Here is a 22,240-nt window from a genome sequence, read left to right as displayed (position 1 = left end):
TAGACATGATTGTAAATGCTATTCAAAAAATTGGATTTTATAGCAATGATTTCTCCTTGTGTCTCAAAATATTCAATAAAACTACTAAGGAACTTAAAATATGAAAAAATTATCGTGTACAGAGAATAATGCTATTAAAAGATTGTATGATTTTTTGCAATATGCTATAAATCTGCATTACAAAAATAAGACTGTATACAATTTTGTAACGGTACTTATGATTTGTAAACAATATTGACCTTTTAAAAAGGCAATAATCACAGTTTTAGTTTAATTAAAAAATGGACTTGATTTATGCAACAGGTACCTAGATATGTCATTGTCGGCAACGGCAATGTAGCAGCACATATGTGCTATTATTTTGAATGCTTAAAACTAGATTTCAGACAATGGTCTCGAAATGAATCGTTAGTTCAGCTTGATAAATTATTAGATAATGCAACTCATGTTTTAGTCTTAATCAAAGACTCTGAGATACAAAATTTTGTAGATAAATATCTCACAAATAAATCAAAAAGGCTAATAGTGATTCACTTCTCTGGTCTTTTAGATATCGAAAATGCTTATTCAGCACATCCTTTACAAAGCTTCCCCGATAAGAACTTATACTCTTTAGATGAGTACAAATCGATTGCCTTTGTAACTTGTGATAGAAGTATCGCATTTAGTGAGCTTTTACCTAAGCTACCTAACGCTAATTTTTGTATCGATAAAAGTCAAAAAGCGTATTATCACGCAATGTGTGTTTTAGCCAACAATGTTAGTACATTGATTTGGCAAAAATTCTATACTGAAATGCAAAATCGCTTTGGTATAAATCAAGAGTATTTAACACCATTTTTAGAAACCACTTTTAAAAATATCAAACACAATCATCATGTCCTATCAGGACCTATAGCTAGAGAGGATGAACTTACGCTACAAAAGGATCTCAATGCTTTAATTGATGATGATTTCTATGATGTTTTTAGAGCCATTGTTAATCAATTTTCAAACAAGGAGAAAAGATGAAATGAAATCAGTTTTAGGCTTCAAAAAAGCTAAAGCGAATCGAGAAAAAATCTCGATGGTAACTTGCTATGACTATACTTTAGCTAAAATCATAAACTCAACAGATATAGATTGTATACTCGTTGGAGATAGTGGAGGTATGGTATTACTGGGTAAAAAAAATACTACCTATACAACTCTAGCTGATATACAGTTCATGACTCAAGCGGTAGCTAATGGTGCTACAGATAAATTCATAATCGCTGATCTGCCATTTATGAGTTATCGTCAATCATTAGAAACAACAATGCAGGCTGTAATGGCTTTGATTCAATCAGGAGCTCATGCGGTTAAGCTTGAAGGTAGTTCAGGAAATTTAGATATTATCAAACATATCGTAGATTCTGGTGTTCCAGTCATGGGTCATATTGGTATGACTCCTCAATTTATAAATAGTTTTGGTGGTTTTAAAGTTCAAGGTAAAACTGAAGAAGCTGCTAGGCATTTACTTGAAGAAGCTAAGCTTCTTGAGCAAGCAGGATGTTTTGGGATAGTTCTAGAATGTATACCAACAAATATTGCTAAAAATATTACACAAAATTTAGATATCCCAACAATAGGTATTGGTGCTGGCAGTGATACCGATGGTCAGATTTTGGTTCTCCAAGATATGCTAGGTATGAATAATGACTTTCAACCAAAATTTGTCAAGAAATATATAAATGCTTCTGAGATATTTTCCGAGGCTATAAATACGTATGTTAAAGAGACGAAAGCTAATATTTTTCCAACTAAGGAGTATAGCTATGATTATTGCTAAAAATATTGAGCAATTTAATTTGCTAGGAGAAAGTTTCACTAATGATCAAAAAATAGGCTTTGTCCCAACAATGGGTGCGTTACATAGTGGTCATATAAGCCTAATCAAAAAAGCTAAGTCAGAAAATGATGTGGCTATTGTCAGTATATTTGTAAATCCAACTCAATTTAATAATCCAAATGATTATCAAACATATCCAAACCAACTACAACAAGATATACAAATATTAGAATCTCTTGATGTCAATATATTATTTAACCCTAGTGAAAAAGATATCTATCCCGATGGTAACCTATTGAGAATACAACCTGAGCTTGAAATTGCGAATATCCTAGAAGGTAAAGCTAGACCTGGACATTTCAGTGGTATGCTAACTGTAGTACTAAAGCTACTACAAATTACTAAGCCTGATAATCTCTACTTAGGCGAAAAAGACTACCAACAAGTTATGCTAATAAAACAACTTGTTAAAGATTTTTTTATCAAAACAAAGGTTATAGTTTGCTCAACACAAAGAGAAGCAACAGGGCTTCCTCTTAGCTCTAGAAATAAAAATCTAACATCTGCTGACATGGAAATTGCTAATAAGGTATACGAAATACTTAGACAAGATAATTTCTCAGACTTAGAAGAACTAACTAATAAGATTAATTCTACTGGTGCAACAACAGAATACATTCAAAAAATTAATAACAGAATATTTTTGGCACTTTACATTGGTAAAGTACGTTTAATTGACAACTTCCTAAAGGAGACAGGACCATCATGTTAATTTCAGTTTTAAAATCAAAAATCTCATACGCTACTGTAACTGGCAAAGATCTATTTTATGTAGGTAGTATCACTATTGATAGTGAGATAATGAAACAGGCAAATATTATTGAAAATGAGAAAGTACAAGTAGTAAACTTAAACAACGGTGAGCGTCTTGAAACTTATGTAATCAAGGGCGAGCCAAATAGTAAAACTATCGCACTAAACGGCCCTGCTGCTAGAAGATGTGAAATAGGTGATCAACTGTTTATAATTAGTTATGCACAAATTGATCCTACTAGAGAAAATATAAAACCTAAGCTTGTTGACCTAAAAACCGGAGAATAATAAATGATAGTATGCATAGATATTGGTAATTCACATATTTTTGGTGGAGTATTTGTAGGTGATCAAATTAAGCACAACTTTCGCTACCCTTCTACTACTCCGTGTACTTCCGATACGCTAGGCATATTTCTGTTATCTTTCTTTGAGAGGAAAAAGCTTGATATTGAAGATATTGAAGCAGTTGTACTTTCATCTGTTGTTCCTCATCTAGAGTATTCTGTCAATTCTGCTTGTAAAAAATACTTAGGGATAACACCTCTTGAGTTAAAACCTGGCATAAAAACAGGATTAAAACTTGATATCAAAAACCCTCTAGATTTAGGTGCAGATCGTGTTGCAAACTCAGTTGCAGCTATCTCTAACTTTCCATCTAAGAACATTATCATTGTTGATTTTGGTACTGCAACAACTATATGCGCTATCAAGCAAAATAAATCTTATATAGGTGGTGCAATTCTACCTGGAATTAATCTATCAATGGATAGCTTATCGCAAAAGACTGCAAAACTATCAAATGTGACTATATCAAAACCTAGCTCTGCTTTAGGTAAGACAACTATATCTCAAATTCAATCTGGTCTTATATATGGTCAATTAGGAGCCATAAAAGAGATAATTAGTAGAATCTCTCAAGAGAATTTCTCAGATAAACCGCCCGTGCTAATCGCAACTGGAGGGTATGCTCACTTATTTGAGAAAGAACAATACTTTGATGTAATTATCTCAGATTTATTACTTCATGGACTTAGAATAATATGGCAAATGAATAAGTAATTTCTAAGTTATTGAGTGCTCAAGCTAACCAATTCACTAATATTTGAATTTCTCATAATATCTTTCTGAGCAATATCTCTTAAACTACTTTGTTCAGAAATAATCGTTAATTTATGTTTCGCTCTGGTAATAGCTGTATACAAAAGTTGTTTACTTAACGCTTCATTATCTTCTGCTGGAAGAACAATCACAATTTCATCAAACTCTGAACCTTGCGTCTTATGAATTGTCATTATATAGACACTTTCATATTTTGGTAGCATATTTAAACTAAAAGCCTTAGCATCTTTACCATCAAAATATGCTCGAAGCTTACCAGTATCATCTGGCCAGACAATCCCTACATCTCCATTGAATAATCCCAATGAATAGCTATTTTGAGTTATCATAATTGGTTTACCTTTATAGCTAGAATCTATAGGTTTAGACATAAATTTCTCAATTTTCTGATTTAACTTATCTGTACCAATTTCTAAATTTTTATTAGCTACAAGTATTCTAAATTTATTTAGCTCGGTAAGAGCCTCTTTGTAGTCACGGCACTTTTCAAGCTGTGAATATCTCTTTGCATACTCTCTTAAATAAGTATCTAAATTCCTTAGGCTATGAAAATTAATATTCTCATTTTGGTGACTATCAATATTAATATAACCTTTTAGAACCGAGGCTGCAAGATTATTTATATATTGTTGTGAACGATAGTTTTTGATAAGTAATGTTGTATATGGCGTAATATCGCCATCTCTGTGGTGTGTAAAGTTTGCCAAAAGACTACCAGCCTCGACTGATGGTAACTGATTAGTATCACCTATCAAAATTAGCTTAGTATTATCAGCTACTGCTCTAATCAACTTAATAAAAATATTCATATCAAGCATAGAAGCTTCATCAACAATAATCACATCGTATGGTGCTTTTGACTGCTCGTTATATTTAACATAAGTAGAGTTTGGTCTTAAGCCTAAAAACCTATGTATAGTTTGAGCTTCTAAATTAGATAATCCTAAATAACTATCATTGTCTACCCTTTTACTTAACACACTATTTAAGGATTCTGTCATTCTCTGAGCAGCCTTACCTGTTGGTGCTAAAAGAGCTATTCTTTGCTGATTATGATTAAGCATTTGTATGGCAAGCAAAAGCTTTGCTACTGTAGTTGTCTTACCTGTACCAGGTCCACCTGAGATAATACTAAAATTATAATTTAGACTTTTGATAACTGCCTGTTTTTGCCAATCTATCTCATCAGCAGGTTCAAATAGCTTATCTACAACTTCTTCAATATAGTTATCTTGTTGAGTATTTTGGATAGTTCTAGATTTTATAAAGTTAGCTATTTCAACCTCATAATTCCACAATCTTTTGATATATAAGGAATCATACTCTTTAGCAAAATATATAGGTAATTTATCATAATCTAAAGACTGTAAAATACTTACAATTTCATCAAAACTTGGCATTTTAAAGCCTACTTTAGCATCGCTTTGAGTGCTTTGCTCTGAAACAAAAATAGTTTTATTTGATATATCTGCTATCTTCAAACAGCTATTACCATGGCTATATACATGCATAAGCTTTATCAAAATATGAAATAAAACTTCATTACTTTTTTGCTCCAAATCGTTCCCCTTCGCTCCGTGAAGGGGTGGATATAAATCACTTGATAAAGTGATTATAGACGGGGTAGTCTTTTTGACTAAATCAAACACTTCTTTAGCAAAGAAAAAGTCTATAGCTCTAATATCTGCTAATTGCTCACAAGCTTGATGGAAAGTTTTATACATGATAGTCATCCCCATTAAATAGATTAGCAATTTTGTTAATAATCTCTAAGGTTGGTCTAGCTCGATAAACCCCATAACCATCTTTCATACCTCTAAGATAGAAATAATATACTCCACCAAAATGCTTTTCATAATTATAATTTTCAATGTTTTGTCGCAGGTACTTATCCAAGGCAACGCTATATATTAGATATTGTAAATCATAAAAGCTACTTTGATTTTTCTCACTCATAGCAGCTTGATTATAATCTTCTAATTTATCACCTAGATAATTTGACTTATAATCTGCCACATAAAATTTGCCATCATATTCAAAAATCAAATCAATAAAACCATGAAGCATACCAAAAATCTTTTGACTAGAAAACTCATCATAATCAATAATCTGATTACGATATTCTGCTAAAATCTCTATAATATTTTTCTTGTATAGTTTTTCATTTGATATAGGAAAATAAAACTCTGCTTCTTTTAAGGTTTTTGTATTTGGAATATCTTTTAAACAAAAGCCTTTATCCTTGATATCAAACAAACCATATTGAATATCATTAGAACTAAAATCTGCAGTTTCTATAGAAGGTATAGACGCGACTAAACACTCTTCTAACCATACTTTAAGCTTATCAAAATCTTCTGCAGCAACTACCTTGTATCTATCCATTTGCTCTTGTAAAAGATTATCATCTATCTTGCCTAGGCTAAAATCCGTATGCTCTAAAACATTATGCAAAATATTACCAATATCTGCTCCTTTGGGAGCTATAAATCTAAACTCTAATTCCTGCTGAGATTTTTGAGCACTATCATCTTCTGACTCATCGTTTTCTTTTTCTAATGCAGTATTTTGAACTTTTGACTTTGATATTTTTGAGAAAGACAGCATCTCCCAATTATCATTTGCTAACTTGTTAATATCATTTGCTTTGAGGTTTTGTAAAGTATCATGATCAAATTGGTCATTTGTAATTAAATTCTCACTTTCATAACAATGACTTGTAGCCACATCTATAAGCGAACTTTGATTAATAGGATTTGCTGTTATATTTTGGATTTTCCCTAACCAGTCATCATCTTTTTGATAATCTAAGAATCTTGCTAATGGTGATTTTTCGCTATTACTATATTTTGCAACTCCAATATAACATCTATGCTCTGCACGTGTAACAGCCACATAAAACAGGCGCATTAATTCCTCTATAACTTCATTTTCTATTTGTGGTTTTATACTGTCATCTTTACCAATTTTATAGACTGTCTGTTTAATATTTTTATCATAGTATTTAGAGAAATCACCAACTTGAAATTTCTTTGAGCTTACATAACTTGCAAATGGTATAAATACAACTGAGTACTCAAGCCCTTTTGAACCGTGAATTGTAATTATCTTAATCAGATTATCATCACTCTCTAATCTAAGTTCGCCCTCACTTGTAGCTGTACTATTTAGCTGTTGGCGATACCATTTAATAAGCTGATTTGGGTGTTTATATTTATTCTCAGCTACTTTTATAAGCTCAGCTAAATGGAGAATATTTGTGATAACACGCTCTTTTGAATCCGATCTTTGAGTGAAATTCTGATGTATAATTTGCATAATAAATGCCATAAAACCATATTTATGCCATTGTTGTCTTAGAGATTTTGCTTTTTCTATCTCTTCATCCCATGCTGAAACATCATTTTCATCAATATAACTAATAAATTTATCAGCTCTACCACCAAGTAAACTAGTTGATAACGCTCTTTTTAGCATAGATTTATTTTCAAGATCGTTTATACCTTCCATAAGAGCTAATATCTCCGTAGCCTCTTGGCTATGATAGACATTATCGCGTTGGCTTAGATATACCGAGCTTAGTTCCTTAGCTTGTAGAGCTTTTTGAATAACCTTTGCTTGCTTACCATTCTCTACCAAAATTGCGATATCACTTTCTACAACTTTTTTAGAGTTTAATAGCCTGACAATCTCATTAGCAGTCCATGCTGATAAATTATTATCAATATCACTTTTGTTATCATCTTCAGCCACTTGATAATAGAAATAATTTATTGGTTTAAGGTTATCATCAAAGTCTTTTGCTTTCTTATCAGCATTTGGTGATGCTTTGACAAGCTGATAGCCTATACCATCGCTAAAAATATCTTCTCCAAGCTCACCCTCATCTTTTGGCTCATAATCCTTTTTATAAAAAAGTCTATTGTAAGCCTTTATCATCTCACTAGTTGAACGCCAGTTAGTATCCATGCTCCACTGATTGTCATTAGAGCAACTATCTTTAGCCTTTAGATATGTGAAGATATCACCACCCCTAAAACCATAAATTGCTTGCTTTGGATCGCCTATCATTAGGAGCAGAAGATTGCTATCGTTCTGATCAGAGCTACTGTCATACTCGCGTAGGCGGGTATCTTTTAAATTTAATCCATTCGTAAGAAGATTCCCACCTTCGTGGGAATGACTACTATTCTTCAAAGGGTAAATAGTATCCAAAATCTCATACTGCTCAGCATCAGTATCTTGAAACTCATCAATAAGAGCAACTGGATATTGATGTTGTAAAGTTTTTACTAAATCTGGTGACTTTTTGACACTATGACAAAGTTTAGTAATCAAATCATCAAAGTCTAAAACACCTTTTTGCTCTTTGGCTTTTGAAAAATCTTGGCGGATTTGCAGGCAGGCTTGTTTGATAAATTGGGTTGCATTTGCTTTCTTTATTTCTTCCTGTAAGTCTCTTAATTCTTTAATGCCAGTAAATATAGGCTTTACCCTAGCTCCTTTAATCTTATTACCATTTGTGATTATAGATATATTATCTGGAAATGGATCTTCATTATATAATCTCAACCATTCTAAAACTCTATGGTATTCATCAACTCTCTTGCCCTGTGGCTCGCCTTTTCCTAATTTAGATAAAAAGTCATCTACGATATCATGATTATTTAAAAATAATTCCAGCTGTTGCTTTTTAAGTATTTTAAATTCATCTAAGCTTATAGCTTGCTTTGTTAATAGTTCATAACTAGACCTAATAACATTCCTTAGCTTATCCAAAAACTTCTCTGGAGTATGTAGCTTATATGCTTGCAAATATTCAAAGTTTGTTTTGTTTTTATTGATATATTTTCTAAAAAAATCCTCTACTACTTTTTGCAAAATATCTGAAGTATCGACCTCCATAGAGACATCCATCTCAATACCACTAGCAAAAGCTTGCTCACTTAATATTTTTTTACAAAAACCATGAATAGTAAAAATGGCAGCCTCATCAACTTCTAATAAGGCTCTTTTGATATGTTTATAGTCTTCATCGGATAAAACTTCTTTACCACTTTTATGATCTGCTAACACATCTCTAATCTTAGCTTCCACTCTACCGATAATCTCTTGGGTAGCATCTTTGGTAAATGTCATTACAAGGATATCTTTGGGTAATAGCTTTTTTTCAAGTAATAACCTGATATACAAAGTAGTAATATTAAAAGTCTTACCAGTACCTGCACTAGCCTCGATAATATGGCGACCTTGTAGGGTTATTGTGTTTGCGTTTAGATTAGTCATATTAACCAATTATAATTTTCAAAAAAGTCTTTGAGATATTTTAGCAAATTACTCCTTTAAAAATTTAAGAATATGAAATTAAAAAATATGAGTATAATACTAAACCAAAGAATCAGTTATATCCGACTTTGGATATGGCAGCTGCTTAATATTTTTAACAAAAGCTTTGGCATGATCTTTATCTAAAGTATCTAGATTTATAGAAACAGAGTTAAGCGGATTATTATAAATATTTATATAAACAGTATCGTTTGTTAGATCTTTGATACTAGTAAATACTGTATGATCGTAATATGTTTTACCATCTATGTTTTCAGCCACTACACCTTTAGGTATATCAGCACTATGCAAGATGTGAGCTACTTTGTTTAGAGTACTTTCATCTTTGATATTATCATTATTAGAATAGTAACCTAATACTGCTGTTCTAATAAACCTAGATGGTGGAGAGTAATCACCAGGCATACCTAATAACCCATTGCCTTGACCTAGTGCATCCATAATTTTATAAGTATGATTTGGCACTACATCATTCTCATTATAAAGTTTCATACGAGATACAGTCTTATTTGACAAGTTCAGATAGTTTCTAATATTTACTAAATGCCAATCATAAGTAGGAGCATTTGTCATAACTTTGAGGTCTAACTCTAACTGATAGAAATGAACTTCACCTTTTACATACTCTACAACTATCGCATTACCACTTTTATCTGATATCAAAAAGTGAAGTTCTGGAACCACTCCATTTACATCTGTAGACTTATCATTCCAAACTTTGATGTTTTCTAAACCTTTCTTAGCTTCATCAATACTATTATATTGACTTAAAATATAAGTTACTATTTCTAAAATTGAAGCGTAATTTTTATCACCTTTATTAACTTGTTGATACTGAGTAAAACCAGGTAGATAATTAGCACTGAGACTAAGCCCTTGATTATTTTGTCCATCAAGTATTACAAAATTATTTTTATCTATTGTCAAACCTATTCCTAATACAGAGTATTTAGATAAATATTGTTTTGCTGGCAGGTTTAGATCTTCAGGTGCAGTCAATGTATGTGAAGTACCCGCTGGAATATATGTTAGACTCCAATCCCAAGTGAAACCCCACTCCATCGTTCTACCTGCGACAACATCTCCATCATTACCTTTGAGTGTAATAGCTGTACATGCCATTGCAGAACCTGCTAACACAGTTGAGAGCAACAGCACTGATTTTAAAAGTTTTTTCATTATAAATTTCCTATATAAAAACTAATACTTACCCAAACAATTTAATCATAATTTTGCAAAAATTAAAATAAAATACAGTATAGGTAATAGAAGTATTAACAACTAGTCGGATCTTACTTTAAGAAGTCTACTAATAAATATAAAAAATAATGCTATAGCTGTACCACTGAATGTTTCTATCAAACGTAAACCAGTATTTAGAAAAGGTGAATAACTTGGCTGATACAACCCTAATGCAACAATTACCCCAGCATTTGCACTACTCATTTTGATAGCATTCTCAAGATTTAGAGTCGCTGTGATAAGAACACTAATTGCCACAGCCAAAATCATGACATAATAGTGATAACCCAAAATATATGTAAAAATAAATGCTGTGATACCACCTATTACAGAGCCCACAAGAGTTTGAAAAGCTGCCAAGTAAGAATCTCTAATACTCAACTGTAAAATTGTAGAAACTGTAATCAGACACCAAAAACCACCAATTATCGACTGTCCCCCATGCAAAAGGTTTGACATATAAAAACCAAACAAAAAACATATGCAAGCAGCAATTGCAATTTCAAAACTGATATAAATATCTTTATATAACTGAGATAAGGATAGATTTTTATTTATTTTCATTTATAACCTCAAAGAAATCTTGATATATTCGCAGCCCCTCAAAGTCTTCTATCTTTGGATGCTCATTATTAAAAAGTTTGAAATAACTATTATTCTCTAATGCTTTGAAGTTGTGCTCTGAAGACTTTATCACGCATTCCCAAGCTTGTTGCTTTTGCTTAGTTGTTTTTTCAACAAGATTTGCATCTCTTTTCTGATTTTCTTTTACATATTCCATTATAGCTTTGGCTAAATCTAAATGTACTAAACTTGGCTTAGATACTATCTTTTCTGCATTTGATAGATATTTTTCCAACAACTCTTTTGCACCTAAATGACTTATAACAAAAGTAGTATCAAATGCTTGATTTTTGTCTTTATCAAAATAGACATAAGTAGCAGTGATATCTTGTTGCTCTGATAATGCCACTAATAGTGCTGTCAAATATAATTCAAATCGATGCTTAATACCAAAAGTTGAAGTTGTATATAACAAAACTTGATTATCTTTGATATGACAATTAGCCTCTAGCTCATATCCTAATATCTCTTGATGAAAATATTTAGACTCATAATTTGCTAAATTTGCCTTATCTAATAGCTTTTGAATACTCTCAACTTCTTTATTAATCTCATTTTCAGTAAGTACAGATTCTGGAAGCTTGCCACTTAGCTTAGCTGTTTTTATGGTTAATTCTTTGTCTTTATTATTCTCAAGAGTGTTTAGTAAGTCTTGTTTAAATTTATGCTTATCTAAACTATTTATATCAAATGGTTCACTGTCTTCTAACTCTTCAAAGTCATCCTCTAAATATAGTTCTAAGCCATAATTTGTATAAGCTTTAATTGGATCTTCAAAGATTTTGACAAGTTTTGCGATACTTAAACTCTTTGGTAGATTGACATCATTACTTAATAACTTTGAATCGCAAAATACCTTAGGCTCTGATTGTAACAACTTCAGCCAAGCCTCATCATAACTTCTGTATTCATCAGCATAACATTTAGAACTAAAAGGATGTAATGGATATTCTTTGATATCAGCCTTTCCCCAGCCATAATTCAAATACAAATAGCTAGTCAACTCTTTGAGTATTAGACTTGGTTGTTGCTCAACATTAGTCTTAACACTTCTACCAATATAACTAAGATACAAATAATCACGCGCAGATGTAATAGCCTCTAGAAATAAATATCTATCATCATCTCGTTTGGTTCTATCGCCTTTAACTCTTCCAAGTCTTGCCATCAAATCAAAGCTAATCACGGATTCTTGGCGTGGGAACTTACCATTATTTAAACCCAACATCGCTATCACTCTAAAAGGAACATTACGCATTGGTGTCATTGAGCAGAATGTTACTTTACCATTTAAGAAATGGTTATTAATAATTGGTTCAGATAACTGTGAAATCAGACAATATCTAATTGTATACAAATTAATCTCTTCTGCTAGCAATACATCTTTAGCTGTAGTGACTGTCTTTACGATTATATCTTTGATTTTCTTAGCAATATATTGCTCATCATTAGTTACATCAAAAACATCATCAAACATCTCCAAAAGATAGTCCTGCCATGCTTCTAAACTTCTTGGCTTAAGCAACTCTTGTGAATATTTTTCTAGCAGTTCTAGCAACTCATACAAGCCACCAAGCTCGGCAATCTCACTACCTTCAATCACAGGTATAGTCATTAGCTTATCATCAATAATATGATTACTATCACTATAACTAAACCCAAACATCAGTCTCTTAAGCCCCCAACTCCATGAGAAGGTTTGACCATTATTACTATGATGAATACATGACTCTTTTAACAAATAGCGAATAGTTTCTAATTGCTCATCGCTAATTTTGAACTTTTGCTGAATTGCTGGAACCGATAAATAGTCTAGTATCTTATTAACCTCAAAGTTACTCTCTGGTAATTGCAAAAGCTCAATAAAACTGGCAGCTAAAGGCTCTGAATCAAGTAGCGTTCTATCAGCTATAGAACAAGGGAGCTTTTTATCTGTTGGATATCTTGAGAACACACTATCAATATACGGTGAATAGTCTTCAATATTTGGACACATTACCAAAATATCTCGAGGCTTAATGCTAGGATCTGCTTTGATGATATCCAAAAGCTTATCATGTAAAATCTGCACTTCCCTAAGTGGACTATGACATGAATTAATACTGATGCTTAAATCTTTTTGCTTAGCATGATTATCACAATTAAGCTCTAGCAAGTTTCGCTGTAGGCTTACTAGTTGTGTCTGGTCATTATCAGCAAGTTTCTCAAAATCTAACGAATTTTTATCAAACTTTTCAAAAACTTCTAGTTCTTGCTTTTCTTGATTTTCTAGTAGCTGATTAAAAAATTCTTTACCTTGTTGACCTAGATTAGCCAAAAGAGGTTGAAGCTCATAGTCATCACTATCTAACCAAGCTGAGATTTTACTCTTGTGTAAATCATACCAATACTCGCTACATGGATTAATATACAGAATATTAACATCAATATATTTAGCCAACTCAAATACAAAGCCAAGATTTTTGGGAGATATAGTATTAACCCCAAATATATAGATATCACTTGGTATATTTAGCTTTTCTAAGTTTTGTCGATTAAGCTTTTGGAATGCTTCTGACTGGACTTTATATGGTGTTTCAGGAACATCTTCAACAAGCTTCTGCCAAAGTAGCATTTGCCAATCTTCATCACTCTCTGGTTTAGTAGGATTTATATACTCGCCCTGCTCCCACTTTTGCAACCACTTACTTCGATACGATATATATTTTGAAAAAGTCTCGGCTATTTTAACGGATAGTTGATATTTTTTAAGATCACTATTTTGATAATATTCTTGGAGCTTAGGATTATTGATACTATCTAAACCCCTAAAGATTCTCCAAGCTAAAATATCTTTTGTGTATGCTTTCTTATATTCTTGTTTTGCTGTGAGCTCATAGCAGATATCAAGTATATAACCATTTATCATGTCATATTTAAGATTCATGGCAATATTACGATATTGTGCTAATTGCATACTTAACCAATGTTGCATACCACGACTACCAACTATTAGCTGTGTTGGTGTGAACAAATCTTTTTTTTCAACATCTAGAAGTTTAGATAAAACTTGAACCAGATACTCAAGCTTATTTGATGGATAGGTGTATAACGCCATATTTAACTAACAAGAATATTTATATTAGTTATTTTAGCAAATTGAGTAGGCAAAAAATTATTATTTCGGTTTGAAAAACTAAAAAGAATCTGCTCGAGCTTTTTCCCAAGATCTTGCAAAACTAGCTGGCATATTACCATCTATCAAACTATTCTCTGGTATAAAATCATACAAATCAATATATGATTTAATCTCATTTACAGATACACGCTTTTTGAGATTTTCTGGACCAATATCATTTGTAGATGTTAAGCCCATTGCTCCTACGATTTCTAAGCATGAATTAATTGTAGCTTTATGGAAGTTATATACACGATACATCTTATCCTCTACTACTAGTGCTTTTGCAAGACGCTCATTTTGGGTTGCTACACCAACTGGACAAGTATTATTATTACATTGGCGTGATTGAATACAGCCTACTGCCATCATCATCGCTCTAGCAGAATTACAAGTATCTGCTCCCATAGCAAATAATCTAACCATATCAAAACCAGTTGCTACCTTACTACTTGCAACAATACGAATCTCATCGCGTAAGCCACAACCAACCAAAGCATTATGCACAAATATCAAGCTATCCTCTAACGGCATACCTATGTGATTAGAAAATTCTAAAGGTGCTGCCCCAGTGCCACCAGCTGCCCCATCTACAGTTATAAAATCAGGCTTGATACCTGTCTCAAGCATTGCCTTACATATAGCTAAGAACTCTACATGACTACCAATACAAAGCTTAAATCCTATTGGCTTACCATTTGATAAATCTCTTAATTGCTTTATAAAATAACAAAACTCAATTGGTGTTGAAAAAGCGCTATGTGCTGGTGGCGACAAGACATCTTTACCCATAGATACCCCTCTGATTTCAGCGATTTCTGGAGTTATCTTAGCAGCGGGCAATACACCTCCATGAGATGGCTTAGCCCCTTGAGATAGCTTAATCTCGATCATCTTAACACTATCTAAATTTGCTTTCTCAGTGAACTTCTCAGCACAAAAACCACCATCATCAGTACGGCAACCAAAATATCCTGTACCAATTTGAAAGACTATATCGCCACCTTGTAAGTGATACTTTGTCAAACCTCCCTCACCTGTACAGTGACAAAACTCACCTAACTTAGCACCTTTGTTCAAAGCCATAATTGCATTTGCCGACAGTGCTCCGAAACTCATCGCTGATATATTTAGATGTGATGCCATATATGGTTGTTTACAATCAGAGCCACCAAATTTAACACGCGTTTCAATTTCATCCAAATGCTTCGGCACAAGCGAATGTGTTACCCACTCATAGCCAACTCTATCAATATCTTTTTCAGTACAAAATGCTACTGTATCATTAATACCCTTAGCACGACGATATATAGTTGACCTAGTTTCTCTACCAAATGGCTTTTCACTTTCATTATCCGCGATAAAATACTGCTGAATTTCAGGTCGAATAAACTCAAGTATAAAACGCATGTGCCCAACTATCGGGAAGTTTCTCAAGATAGCATGTTTTGTTTGCGTAGCATCATATACTGCGACAACTACCAAAACAGCTATAAAGCCTATACTGACCCATATTGATGCGTGGAGTAATGAAAGAGATAATAAAACTATTATTACAAAAACAGCAAAGCCTACATACCACTTACGGCGCTCACTTATATGCATTATTTTAACCTTAAAACTTAGCCAAAAAATTTAATTCTAAAGCTAATTTAGCATGTATCTCTTAAAGTTAAAATCTCTAAGTTTAGATAACACTAGTATTTACCTTTAATTATCACAAGTATTTAGCTAATTTCATGATATCATCTGCTTAATAAGCATTTAGCCAGGACACCATCATGAATAGAGATTTTTTCATAATATTGTTTGCACTTTCCAACCTTGTTATAGCATCGGTATTAATTAGATATTCAGAAGTTGGTCCAATTGCAAGTTTTGGCTATAGACTATTATTACCCTGTATATTCTTATACTCATTCTTAGCTATTACCAAAGATGAAGATAAGCTATCAAAGAAATCTATATACATTGCCGCATTAACTGGTCTATTCCTAGCTTTAGATTTAGCTTTTTATGGTATATCTTTGATTTATACATCAATAGCTGAGGCTAGCCTTTTAACAAATCTCTGTCCTTTTATTACTACTTTTATAGCCATTATATTTCTCAAAGAAAAAGTATCCCTTAAATATTACTTAGTTCTTCTAGTAGCATTTATTGGTTTATTACTTCTTATGAGTCAATCAGGCTTAAGCTCTCAGCACCTTTTAGGAAACTGGCTAGCTATCATATCTGCGGTATTTTATGCACTCTTTATTATCTTTTCTAAAAAGCTACGAGATTCTTGCTCAACTTTTAGAATGATGTTTATAGCATCATTAAGTGGTTCAGCAACACTATTTATATTAGCTTTTATTTTCAATGAACAGATAATTCCGACAACTTTAAGTGGCGTTCTAATTTTATTAGCTATAGCTATATTTGGACACCTACTCGGAAATATTTTATACATAAGTCGTGTCAAATATATATCATTAGCTATGAGCTCTTTAGTTTTACTAGTTGGTCCAGTATTTGCCTTACTATATGGCTATATTTTGTTTAGAGAGACATTCTCAATACAGCAACTGATTGGAATGTTTATAATCATACTATCAGTTTATTTAGGTAAAAAAGTGCTAGAAAAACAAGTAACTAAGTAGACTCTAAGAGAAAGAAAACTCTCTTATAACTATATCTATGTTAGATACTTTTTTAATTGAATCGTGTAAATCTCTTGATGAATCATCAGGTCGAGTTTTAATCACAAAATTTAGATCACGAGACTTTTTGTATAACTTATTGATAATACTCTTATTATAGTTGTTTTCTAAAAGTGTTACTTGATGTCCAACTTTTGTTTCTAGAGCATGCCAACGCTCAACTATATATTTTCTTACATTTTCTTTATATACTCTGTTTACTACATGGTTTAAGCTTACATCTTGAATGGTATTCTTATTATCAGATGTGTAATGATGTTTGATGACAGATAGTAAATCTTTAATTTCCTGATTTTCTACTAGAATGCTTTTTCTTATCATTTTATTTAACTCCCTCAATTTATAAAAGTGCAGTTTTATTACACTTTCAATATTAATCACTTTTTGCTGTAAAGGGAAGTAATATAGCACTATTTTTCAAAAAATTATTGAATTGCTGATTTTATATAAATATACTTAGAATTAGATTGTTGTACTTAGGATTAGAGATGTTTGATTACAAAACCGATCTAAAACCAGCCTTAAAAAGAATAGGCATGACACAAATAGAATTGGCAAAAAAGCTTGGCAAAAGCGATAGATCTATTAAGGGTTGGGTTGCCGGTACTAACTGTCCCTCATATGATGGACATATAGAGGTTATGAAGATACTTGGTCTCGAAGATAATTATTACCCTAATGATATATCTATAATGAGTGTAACTAACGTACCAGTACTAAGTTATGTACAAGCAGGTGAATTTACCGAATCTCAAGAGAATATTGACCCGATTGACTATTTGCAAATACCAGATAGTCTTGTACCAAAAAACGGTTTTTCACTTAGAGTACAAGGCGAGAGCATGCTCTATGATTCATCAGAATCTCAACTGCTTAGTCCTAAATATGCTAAATATACTCTTTACGAAGACGAGAATATTTTAGTTGACCCTAGCGAAATTAGTCCTCAAAATTTAGTTGATAAAATTGTAGTTGCTAGAAACTCCGACGGAGCCACAGTTAAATTACTATACAAAGATAATAACCGCTTATACTTGATGCCACTAAACTCAAAATTTCAAAATAATGATGAAATCAAATCACCAGCTGATGCGGTAATAATTGGTAGAGTTGTTAATTCTTTTAATGTTAGAAGTTTTTGATAAGGAATATAGCTAACTAAAACTGTGTTTCAAAACTCACTGAAAATAAAAGGCAATAAAACATAATTCGTCTACCCTTGAAAAAATAATTCTATTTTATATTTGATATAAAAATTTCTAGTTTTAAATAAACTATTGATTTTTGCTTTAATTTTCAACATACTTATAAGCCTTTTTCTAGAATAGTGATCTTTTAGAAAAAAAGGAATATTAAAATATCATACTTTAGCTGTAATTAGTAACAAATTTTTAATTTTTTGATTTCTTCATTTTTAAATCAATTTATCATTTTCTTTGGATAATTAACCAAGGAAATAAAAATATGATTAGAAAAATACTATTTGTAGGGTCATTAACAGCTATAATAAGTTCAGCTTTTGCAGCCGATAGACTCAACATAGATATCCCAGACATAAAACAAATCATACCACCTCCTCCAACTCCTGGAACATTACTATATCAAAATGACATGAATATTTCTCACGCTAGTTTTTTTATCAAAAACACCAATAGATATAAACTAGCTCAATCAGATGCAAACTATTCTCCAGAAGGATTTGCTCAAGCTTTTGAAAAAGCTTTTGGTCATCAGATAAGTAAAAAAGAAACACCCGCAATATGGAAAATTCTAAATCAATTAGAAATAGCTGAGGGAGAGTTCACAAAACCAGCTAAATTATTCTATCATCGCACAAGACCTTTTGCGTATTTTCATGAAAAAGCATGTGTGAAAACAGATAATATTCATAGATCGTACCCTTCTGGGCATACAACTATAGGGTGGGCAATTGCTCTTACTTTAAGTGAGATAAACCCCTCAAGAACAAATCAAATCATGAAGAGAGGTTATGAATTTGGTCAAAGTCGAATTGTTTGTGGAGTTCATTATCCAAGCGATGTTAATGCAGGGTATTTAGTAGGAAGCATCATGTTCTCTCAACTACAAACAAGCCCAGAATTCCAACAAGAAATTAAACTTGCTAAAAAAGAAATTTCAAAAAATTAATGTAACTTAATTCAATAATACACCATAAAACAACACTAGGATCATTTAAATATTATTTACGCATAGATGTTACAAGGAAAATACATGACTAATAATGCGGGGCCGGAATTAATGTATAAGCCTCAAACCTTTTATTATCAATACACTAAAATATAACATACAATCTTAGTATGTACTTTAGTATGTACCTTGTTCAAAGTGACCCCCTATTTTTGATATTTTATTTAATATGCTAGCTGCATTACTGGAGGCGGAAAAGAACTACTAGAAACTTGAGTAGCTATTCCATAACTAAAGCCAGTTGAAATTAAACTTAAAACTATTGATGCTGTTAATATTACTTTCTTCATTTTGATAATCTCTTACAATGTATAAATTTTATGCTGATATTATGGCTTTTGATTTTAATAAAGTGAAATATATAGTTTTTATGAATGTGATAAGATTAAGTTATAACATCGGTTAGATTTATTAATGCCTTTTGATCCCTCTTTTTTATAAGCGGTAAAAACTCTTTTTTATATCGTTCAAAAACCTAAAAAGTAGTGGCTATGTAATGGTTATTCTTTACCTTTTAGCTCCTCTAAACTAGGTACATCTTCATTTATATTATTCAATTTTATCTCTCCGTATGTTCCTTTATCCCATAGCTTGAGTTTTGATATTGTATTAATTGCTTGTATTTTTTCTCCCGTAGTAGATTCATCACTATCAATAATGTCATCTAACTTATTTAGATAAGTCTCTCTAGTTCTTAATGTACCTAATAACTCTCTTTTTCTTACATTATTAATGAAAGCTATTATTTTCTTATTCTTCATAAGCTTACTAGCTTCATTCTTTACAGTGTCATACTCCATATTCTCACAATCATAGGCCATCATATAAGCTTCCAACTGATATTCACCCAAAAGAATTTGCTTACAAAACTCTAATTGTTTAGCTGTTAAATCTGTCTTCATTATTCCTTCCTATAAAAAATTAATAAGATTCCTATTAAATTTGTAAATCAATGACTTAACTATCACAGAGTAACCTACACCGTGTTGACTGGCTGTATTCTTTAAAGTTTGTAGCTCGTTTTCATCAAGTCTTAATGTTATTGATATAGTCTTACTCTTGAACTCTATATTATGGTTTTCTTCTCTCATATCTTTATACCTTGCTCTTTTTCTACTAATTCGCCATTAACTACTTTGTATCTCTCGCCTGTTCTTTTATCACCAAAAACAAAGCTATCCCAGTCAACCCTTACTATATATTTGCTCTTTTCAAACCATCTATATTTAGCCATAGTTTGAGTTTCTACATCATTAGGTAACTCATAGCCATTACTCCAAGCTATCTCTCTTAAACCCTCCATTAAATAGCCTCCATATAATCAAATAACTTTATAAGTCTTTGTTTAAGTTCTGACTTCTTAATATTGCTATCTTGATACTCTCTATCTGCTACATCTCCAAGCTCAAAGAATAACGATACTAATAAGCCTAATTTTTTACTTAGAATGTTTAACAAATGAATATTTATTATTTCTTTCTCCTTATCCTTACCATCAGTCAATATAGCTTCTAAACCATTACAGTATAGGACCTCATATATTTCGCTTATTGATAAGTTTTCTATAGGCGTAGGCTTTTGCTTAGGAATATCATTAAAATTTAGTATATTATCCATCTTTTAACCTTACTTTTTGTATATTGATTGTCATTATGAGTATTACATTTTGTCAGTTATGTAATGTTAGAAGTAATTATATAATGAGATGGATTTAGTTGATTTAAGCGAGAAACTTTGAACAGTCTTTGATTAATTGGTTATAGGACTAATATAATTTAATAAAATAGGTTAAAAAAGTAATTATCAAATACGCAGACGATGTTTTTATATACCATTAGCAGCCATATATACAACTCGTTTGTAATTTAAGGCAACATAATCTATACACATTCTATATTGCCCTTTGTTATTTATTATTCTATTCGCTATTGAAACAGCTTGACTGGCAACACCAACGCCACTTGGAATAAAACCGAATGGTCTAGGAGAAGTATCTATACCCTTACTACATTTAACACTTTCATTAAATGCTTTAGTTATAAGCTCTGCAACTCGATTGTTTATTTCCCAATTTTTCGCTTGAGAACCAAAAATAATAACTAAAAGTTTTCTAATTTCATCTTTCTCATTATTTGTTAAAGTAGCAACCGACACTTATATCACCCTCTTATCTTAATCTGCTTTATTAAGTTTATGTAATCCTTATATTTTGGGTCATAATTTATTAATACGGCAAAATCTAAGTCTTTAGAATAGATATTATCAAAAATATAATTATTATCTCTATAATTGTATATTTTTACATTAGGGTTATCTGCATCTATAAACTCACCTTTAATTAATATTGCTTCAAATCTATTTCTAGGCTTGCTAGAAGAAGAGTTATAGGAGTTATTTAAGAATTTATATACAGAATCTTTTGCTCCTAATTCTTTAAGCTCATCTAAGCTTATTGTTCCATAGTAAATATTATCTCCTTTTTTATCAGACATAACAGCAGCATAAACCCCACCATCTAAAACAACCAATCTTTGCATATCTTTGGGTAGAGGGATATCTACTTTATTATTTATTGATAAAATCACAGGATCATTAGCAAAACTAACAATTGGTGACAAAACAATAAAAAATAAAGCGATTATTTTAAATACTCTCAACTTAAAATACCTATGAATTAGATAACTTATAAAGTTGATAATACTGTATAAAAAATCTAATGTTAAGCTTATTTGATAATTCATTCTCCAGTAATCAAAACCCTAAGCCAAGCATTAGCCTTTAAAGTACCAGCATTAATCTTTTGATGTTCTAATGGTGTATCACTGTAAGCTTGTAAATATAGCTCTTTATATTGCTTTAAAACCTCATACTGTTTAGCCTTTGGTTTCCACTTTAGTAAGTGTTCTATCCAGGGGATATTTTTAGGTGGTAGTTGAATATCTGATAAATAACTTTCAATAGTAAAATTCTTTAGATAATCATCTTTCTTTTTTGGTTGCTGCCGAGATATCTTAGCCTCCCCTTTTTGGGTGAGCGATGATTTAATTTCTTTAATATCTTGTAGCTGTATTTTCTCTTTTGGTTTAGTCTGATTTTCTGTTTTATATTCTTCTAAAATTGTTACATCAAATAGCATTTTTATATCTCCATATTGTCCAACTGGTACAAATATCGACTGGTTTAACTGGTATAGCCTCAAGCATTGGTACATAA

Annotated in this window: 24 protein-coding genes; 9 read left to right on the top strand and 15 right to left on the bottom strand. The window is 31.6% G+C overall.

All coding sequences use genetic code 11. From position 1 onward, the window contains the following. The first annotated feature begins 100 nt into the window (after window positions 1–100). From F3D57_RS10245 to F3D57_RS07490, 6 genes are read left to right on the top strand one after another with little or no spacing between them, the layout of a single operon-like run. Complete coding sequence (locus F3D57_RS10245; protein WP_191092372.1) at window positions 101–238, top strand: hypothetical protein; 138 nt, start codon at window positions 101–103, stop codon at window positions 236–238. A 56-nt stretch (window positions 239–294) separates the two neighbouring features. After that, a complete protein-coding gene (gene panG, locus F3D57_RS07510; protein ID WP_150465783.1) occupies window positions 295–1,011 on the top strand; it encodes a 2-dehydropantoate 2-reductase PanG in 717 nt (238 codons plus the stop codon). A 1-nt stretch (window position 1,012) separates the two neighbouring features. Then, entirely contained in the window at window positions 1,013–1,810 is a 798-nt protein-coding gene (gene panB, locus F3D57_RS07505; protein WP_150465782.1) for a 3-methyl-2-oxobutanoate hydroxymethyltransferase, read from the top strand. Further along, on the top strand, window positions 1,797–2,582 hold the full coding sequence (gene panC, locus F3D57_RS07500) for a pantoate--beta-alanine ligase (protein WP_150465781.1): 786 nt from the start codon (window positions 1,797–1,799) through the stop codon (window positions 2,580–2,582). The genes panB and panC overlap by 14 nt, the downstream gene beginning before the upstream one ends. Further along, window positions 2,576–2,911, top strand: a complete 336-nt coding sequence (gene panD, locus F3D57_RS07495; RefSeq protein ID WP_012280696.1) for an aspartate 1-decarboxylase — start codon at window positions 2,576–2,578, stop codon at window positions 2,909–2,911. The genes panC and panD overlap by 7 nt, the downstream gene beginning before the upstream one ends. A gap of 3 nt (window positions 2,912–2,914) precedes the next feature. Further along, window positions 2,915–3,685: a type III pantothenate kinase gene (locus F3D57_RS07490; RefSeq protein ID WP_013922735.1), complete on the top strand. Its 771-nt coding sequence runs from the start codon at window positions 2,915–2,917 to the stop codon at window positions 3,683–3,685. 8 nt (window positions 3,686–3,693) lie between these two features. Here the strand turns inward: F3D57_RS07490 and recD are convergent, their stop codons facing one another. From recD to F3D57_RS07460, 6 genes are all read right to left on the bottom strand, one after another. Beyond that, complete coding sequence (recD, locus tag F3D57_RS07485) at window positions 3,694–5,469, bottom strand: exodeoxyribonuclease V subunit alpha (RefSeq protein ID WP_191092371.1); 1,776 nt, start codon at window positions 5,467–5,469, stop codon at window positions 3,694–3,696. Continuing rightward, window positions 5,462–9,031, bottom strand: coding sequence for an exodeoxyribonuclease V subunit beta (recB, locus tag F3D57_RS07480; RefSeq protein WP_150465779.1), 3,570 nt, complete (start codon window positions 9,029–9,031; stop codon window positions 5,462–5,464). Before recB ends, recD begins: the two co-directional genes overlap by 8 nt. A 99-nt stretch (window positions 9,032–9,130) precedes the next feature. Beyond that, window positions 9,131–10,270, bottom strand: a complete 1,140-nt coding sequence (locus F3D57_RS07475; protein ID WP_150465778.1) for a choloylglycine hydrolase family protein — start codon at window positions 10,268–10,270, stop codon at window positions 9,131–9,133. A gap of 102 nt (window positions 10,271–10,372) precedes the next feature. Continuing rightward, window positions 10,373–10,897, bottom strand: a complete 525-nt coding sequence (locus tag F3D57_RS07470; RefSeq protein ID WP_150465777.1) for an FUSC family protein — start codon at window positions 10,895–10,897, stop codon at window positions 10,373–10,375. Then, the gene (recC, locus tag F3D57_RS07465; protein ID WP_150465776.1) at window positions 10,884–14,054 is read right to left on the bottom strand and encodes an exodeoxyribonuclease V subunit gamma; all 3,171 of its coding nucleotides are present in this window, start codon (window positions 14,052–14,054) and stop codon (window positions 10,884–10,886) included. Before recC ends, F3D57_RS07470 begins: the two co-directional genes overlap by 14 nt. Window positions 14,055–14,132: 78 nt before the next feature. Then, a complete protein-coding gene (locus F3D57_RS07460; protein WP_150465775.1) occupies window positions 14,133–15,719 on the bottom strand; it encodes an FMN-binding glutamate synthase family protein in 1,587 nt (528 codons plus the stop codon). A 176-nt stretch (window positions 15,720–15,895) separates the two neighbouring features. Between F3D57_RS07460 and F3D57_RS07455 the strand changes: the two genes are divergently transcribed. Beyond that, window positions 15,896–16,759: a DMT family transporter gene (locus tag F3D57_RS07455; protein WP_013922723.1), complete on the top strand. Its 864-nt coding sequence runs from the start codon at window positions 15,896–15,898 to the stop codon at window positions 16,757–16,759. Between the two features lie 3 nt (window positions 16,760–16,762). Here F3D57_RS07455 and F3D57_RS07450 read toward each other — a convergent pair whose 3' ends face one another. Continuing rightward, window positions 16,763–17,140 (bottom strand): normocyte binding protein 2b, encoded by a 378-nt coding sequence (locus F3D57_RS07450; RefSeq protein ID WP_150465774.1) that lies wholly within the window; start codon window positions 17,138–17,140, stop codon window positions 16,763–16,765. A 167-nt stretch (window positions 17,141–17,307) separates the two neighbouring features. Between F3D57_RS07450 and F3D57_RS07445 the strand changes: the two genes are divergently transcribed. Then, window positions 17,308–17,961 (top strand): LexA family protein, encoded by a 654-nt coding sequence (locus tag F3D57_RS07445; RefSeq protein WP_013922720.1) that lies wholly within the window; start codon window positions 17,308–17,310, stop codon window positions 17,959–17,961. A 322-nt stretch (window positions 17,962–18,283) separates the two neighbouring features. Continuing rightward, complete coding sequence (locus F3D57_RS07440; protein ID WP_013922719.1) at window positions 18,284–18,967, top strand: acid phosphatase; 684 nt, start codon at window positions 18,284–18,286, stop codon at window positions 18,965–18,967. Between the two features lie 224 nt (window positions 18,968–19,191). On the opposite strand, the gene F3D57_RS10445 is transcribed toward F3D57_RS07440, so the two are convergent. The 8 genes from F3D57_RS10445 to F3D57_RS07405 form a co-directional block, all read right to left on the bottom strand. After that, on the bottom strand, window positions 19,192–19,317 hold the full coding sequence (locus F3D57_RS10445) for a hypothetical protein (protein WP_257217876.1): 126 nt from the start codon (window positions 19,315–19,317) through the stop codon (window positions 19,192–19,194). Between the two features lie 210 nt (window positions 19,318–19,527). After that, complete coding sequence (locus F3D57_RS07435; RefSeq protein WP_146420636.1) at window positions 19,528–19,929, bottom strand: terminase small subunit; 402 nt, start codon at window positions 19,927–19,929, stop codon at window positions 19,528–19,530. Window positions 19,930–19,938: 9 nt separating this feature from the next. Then, entirely contained in the window at window positions 19,939–20,118 is a 180-nt protein-coding gene (locus F3D57_RS07430; RefSeq protein WP_146420637.1) for a CopG family antitoxin, read from the bottom strand. Next, window positions 20,115–20,330, bottom strand: coding sequence for a hypothetical protein (locus F3D57_RS07425; RefSeq protein WP_146420638.1), 216 nt, complete (start codon window positions 20,328–20,330; stop codon window positions 20,115–20,117). The genes F3D57_RS07430 and F3D57_RS07425 overlap by 4 nt, the downstream gene beginning before the upstream one ends. Then, window positions 20,330–20,644, bottom strand: coding sequence for a hypothetical protein (locus tag F3D57_RS07420; protein WP_150465773.1), 315 nt, complete (start codon window positions 20,642–20,644; stop codon window positions 20,330–20,332). Before F3D57_RS07420 ends, F3D57_RS07425 begins: the two co-directional genes overlap by 1 nt. 207 nt (window positions 20,645–20,851) lie before the next feature. After that, window positions 20,852–21,181, bottom strand: coding sequence for a hypothetical protein (locus F3D57_RS07415; RefSeq protein ID WP_150465772.1), 330 nt, complete (start codon window positions 21,179–21,181; stop codon window positions 20,852–20,854). A 5-nt stretch (window positions 21,182–21,186) separates the two neighbouring features. Continuing rightward, window positions 21,187–21,684, bottom strand: coding sequence for a hypothetical protein (locus F3D57_RS07410; protein WP_191092370.1), 498 nt, complete (start codon window positions 21,682–21,684; stop codon window positions 21,187–21,189). 80 nt (window positions 21,685–21,764) lie between these two features. After that, window positions 21,765–22,238: a hypothetical protein gene (locus F3D57_RS07405; RefSeq protein ID WP_150465770.1), complete on the bottom strand. Its 474-nt coding sequence runs from the start codon at window positions 22,236–22,238 to the stop codon at window positions 21,765–21,767. Window positions 22,239–22,240: the final 2 nt, after the last annotated feature.

The organism is Francisella sp. SYW-2 (assembly GCF_008711475.1).
Lineage (GTDB): Bacteria > Pseudomonadota > Gammaproteobacteria > Francisellales > Francisellaceae > Francisella > Francisella salimarina.
This window is presented reverse-complemented; position numbering and strand designations above follow the sequence as displayed.

Coding starts and splice junctions, on each gene's coding strand:
- F3D57_RS10245 (WP_191092372.1), top strand. CDS start 101: ATGAAAAAATTATCGTGTACAGAGAATAATGCTATTAAAAGATTGTAT.
- panG (WP_150465783.1), top strand. CDS start 295: ATGCAACAGGTACCTAGATATGTCATTGTCGGCAACGGCAATGTAGCA.
- panB (WP_150465782.1), top strand. CDS start 1,013: ATGAAATCAGTTTTAGGCTTCAAAAAAGCTAAAGCGAATCGAGAAAAA.
- panC (WP_150465781.1), top strand. CDS start 1,797: ATGATTATTGCTAAAAATATTGAGCAATTTAATTTGCTAGGAGAAAGT.
- panD (WP_012280696.1), top strand. CDS start 2,576: ATGTTAATTTCAGTTTTAAAATCAAAAATCTCATACGCTACTGTAACT.
- F3D57_RS07490 (WP_013922735.1), top strand. CDS start 2,915: ATGATAGTATGCATAGATATTGGTAATTCACATATTTTTGGTGGAGTA.
- recD (WP_191092371.1), bottom strand. CDS start 5,469: ATGTATAAAACTTTCCATCAAGCTTGTGAGCAATTAGCAGATATTAGA.
- recB (WP_150465779.1), bottom strand. CDS start 9,031: ATGACTAATCTAAACGCAAACACAATAACCCTACAAGGTCGCCATATT.
- F3D57_RS07475 (WP_150465778.1), bottom strand. CDS start 10,270: ATGAAAAAACTTTTAAAATCAGTGCTGTTGCTCTCAACTGTGTTAGCA.
- F3D57_RS07470 (WP_150465777.1), bottom strand. CDS start 10,897: ATGAAAATAAATAAAAATCTATCCTTATCTCAGTTATATAAAGATATT.
- recC (WP_150465776.1), bottom strand. CDS start 14,054: ATGGCGTTATACACCTATCCATCAAATAAGCTTGAGTATCTGGTTCAA.
- F3D57_RS07460 (WP_150465775.1), bottom strand. CDS start 15,719: ATGCATATAAGTGAGCGCCGTAAGTGGTATGTAGGCTTTGCTGTTTTT.
- F3D57_RS07455 (WP_013922723.1), top strand. CDS start 15,896: ATGAATAGAGATTTTTTCATAATATTGTTTGCACTTTCCAACCTTGTT.
- F3D57_RS07450 (WP_150465774.1), bottom strand. CDS start 17,140: ATGATAAGAAAAAGCATTCTAGTAGAAAATCAGGAAATTAAAGATTTA.
- F3D57_RS07445 (WP_013922720.1), top strand. CDS start 17,308: ATGTTTGATTACAAAACCGATCTAAAACCAGCCTTAAAAAGAATAGGC.
- F3D57_RS07440 (WP_013922719.1), top strand. CDS start 18,284: ATGATTAGAAAAATACTATTTGTAGGGTCATTAACAGCTATAATAAGT.
- F3D57_RS10445 (WP_257217876.1), bottom strand. CDS start 19,317: ATGAAGAAAGTAATATTAACAGCATCAATAGTTTTAAGTTTAATTTCA.
- F3D57_RS07435 (WP_146420636.1), bottom strand. CDS start 19,929: ATGAAGACAGATTTAACAGCTAAACAATTAGAGTTTTGTAAGCAAATT.
- F3D57_RS07430 (WP_146420637.1), bottom strand. CDS start 20,118: ATGAGAGAAGAAAACCATAATATAGAGTTCAAGAGTAAGACTATATCA.
- F3D57_RS07425 (WP_146420638.1), bottom strand. CDS start 20,330: ATGGAGGGTTTAAGAGAGATAGCTTGGAGTAATGGCTATGAGTTACCT.
- F3D57_RS07420 (WP_150465773.1), bottom strand. CDS start 20,644: ATGGATAATATACTAAATTTTAATGATATTCCTAAGCAAAAGCCTACG.
- F3D57_RS07405 (WP_150465770.1), bottom strand. CDS start 22,238: ATGTACCAATGCTTGAGGCTATACCAGTTAAACCAGTCGATATTTGTA.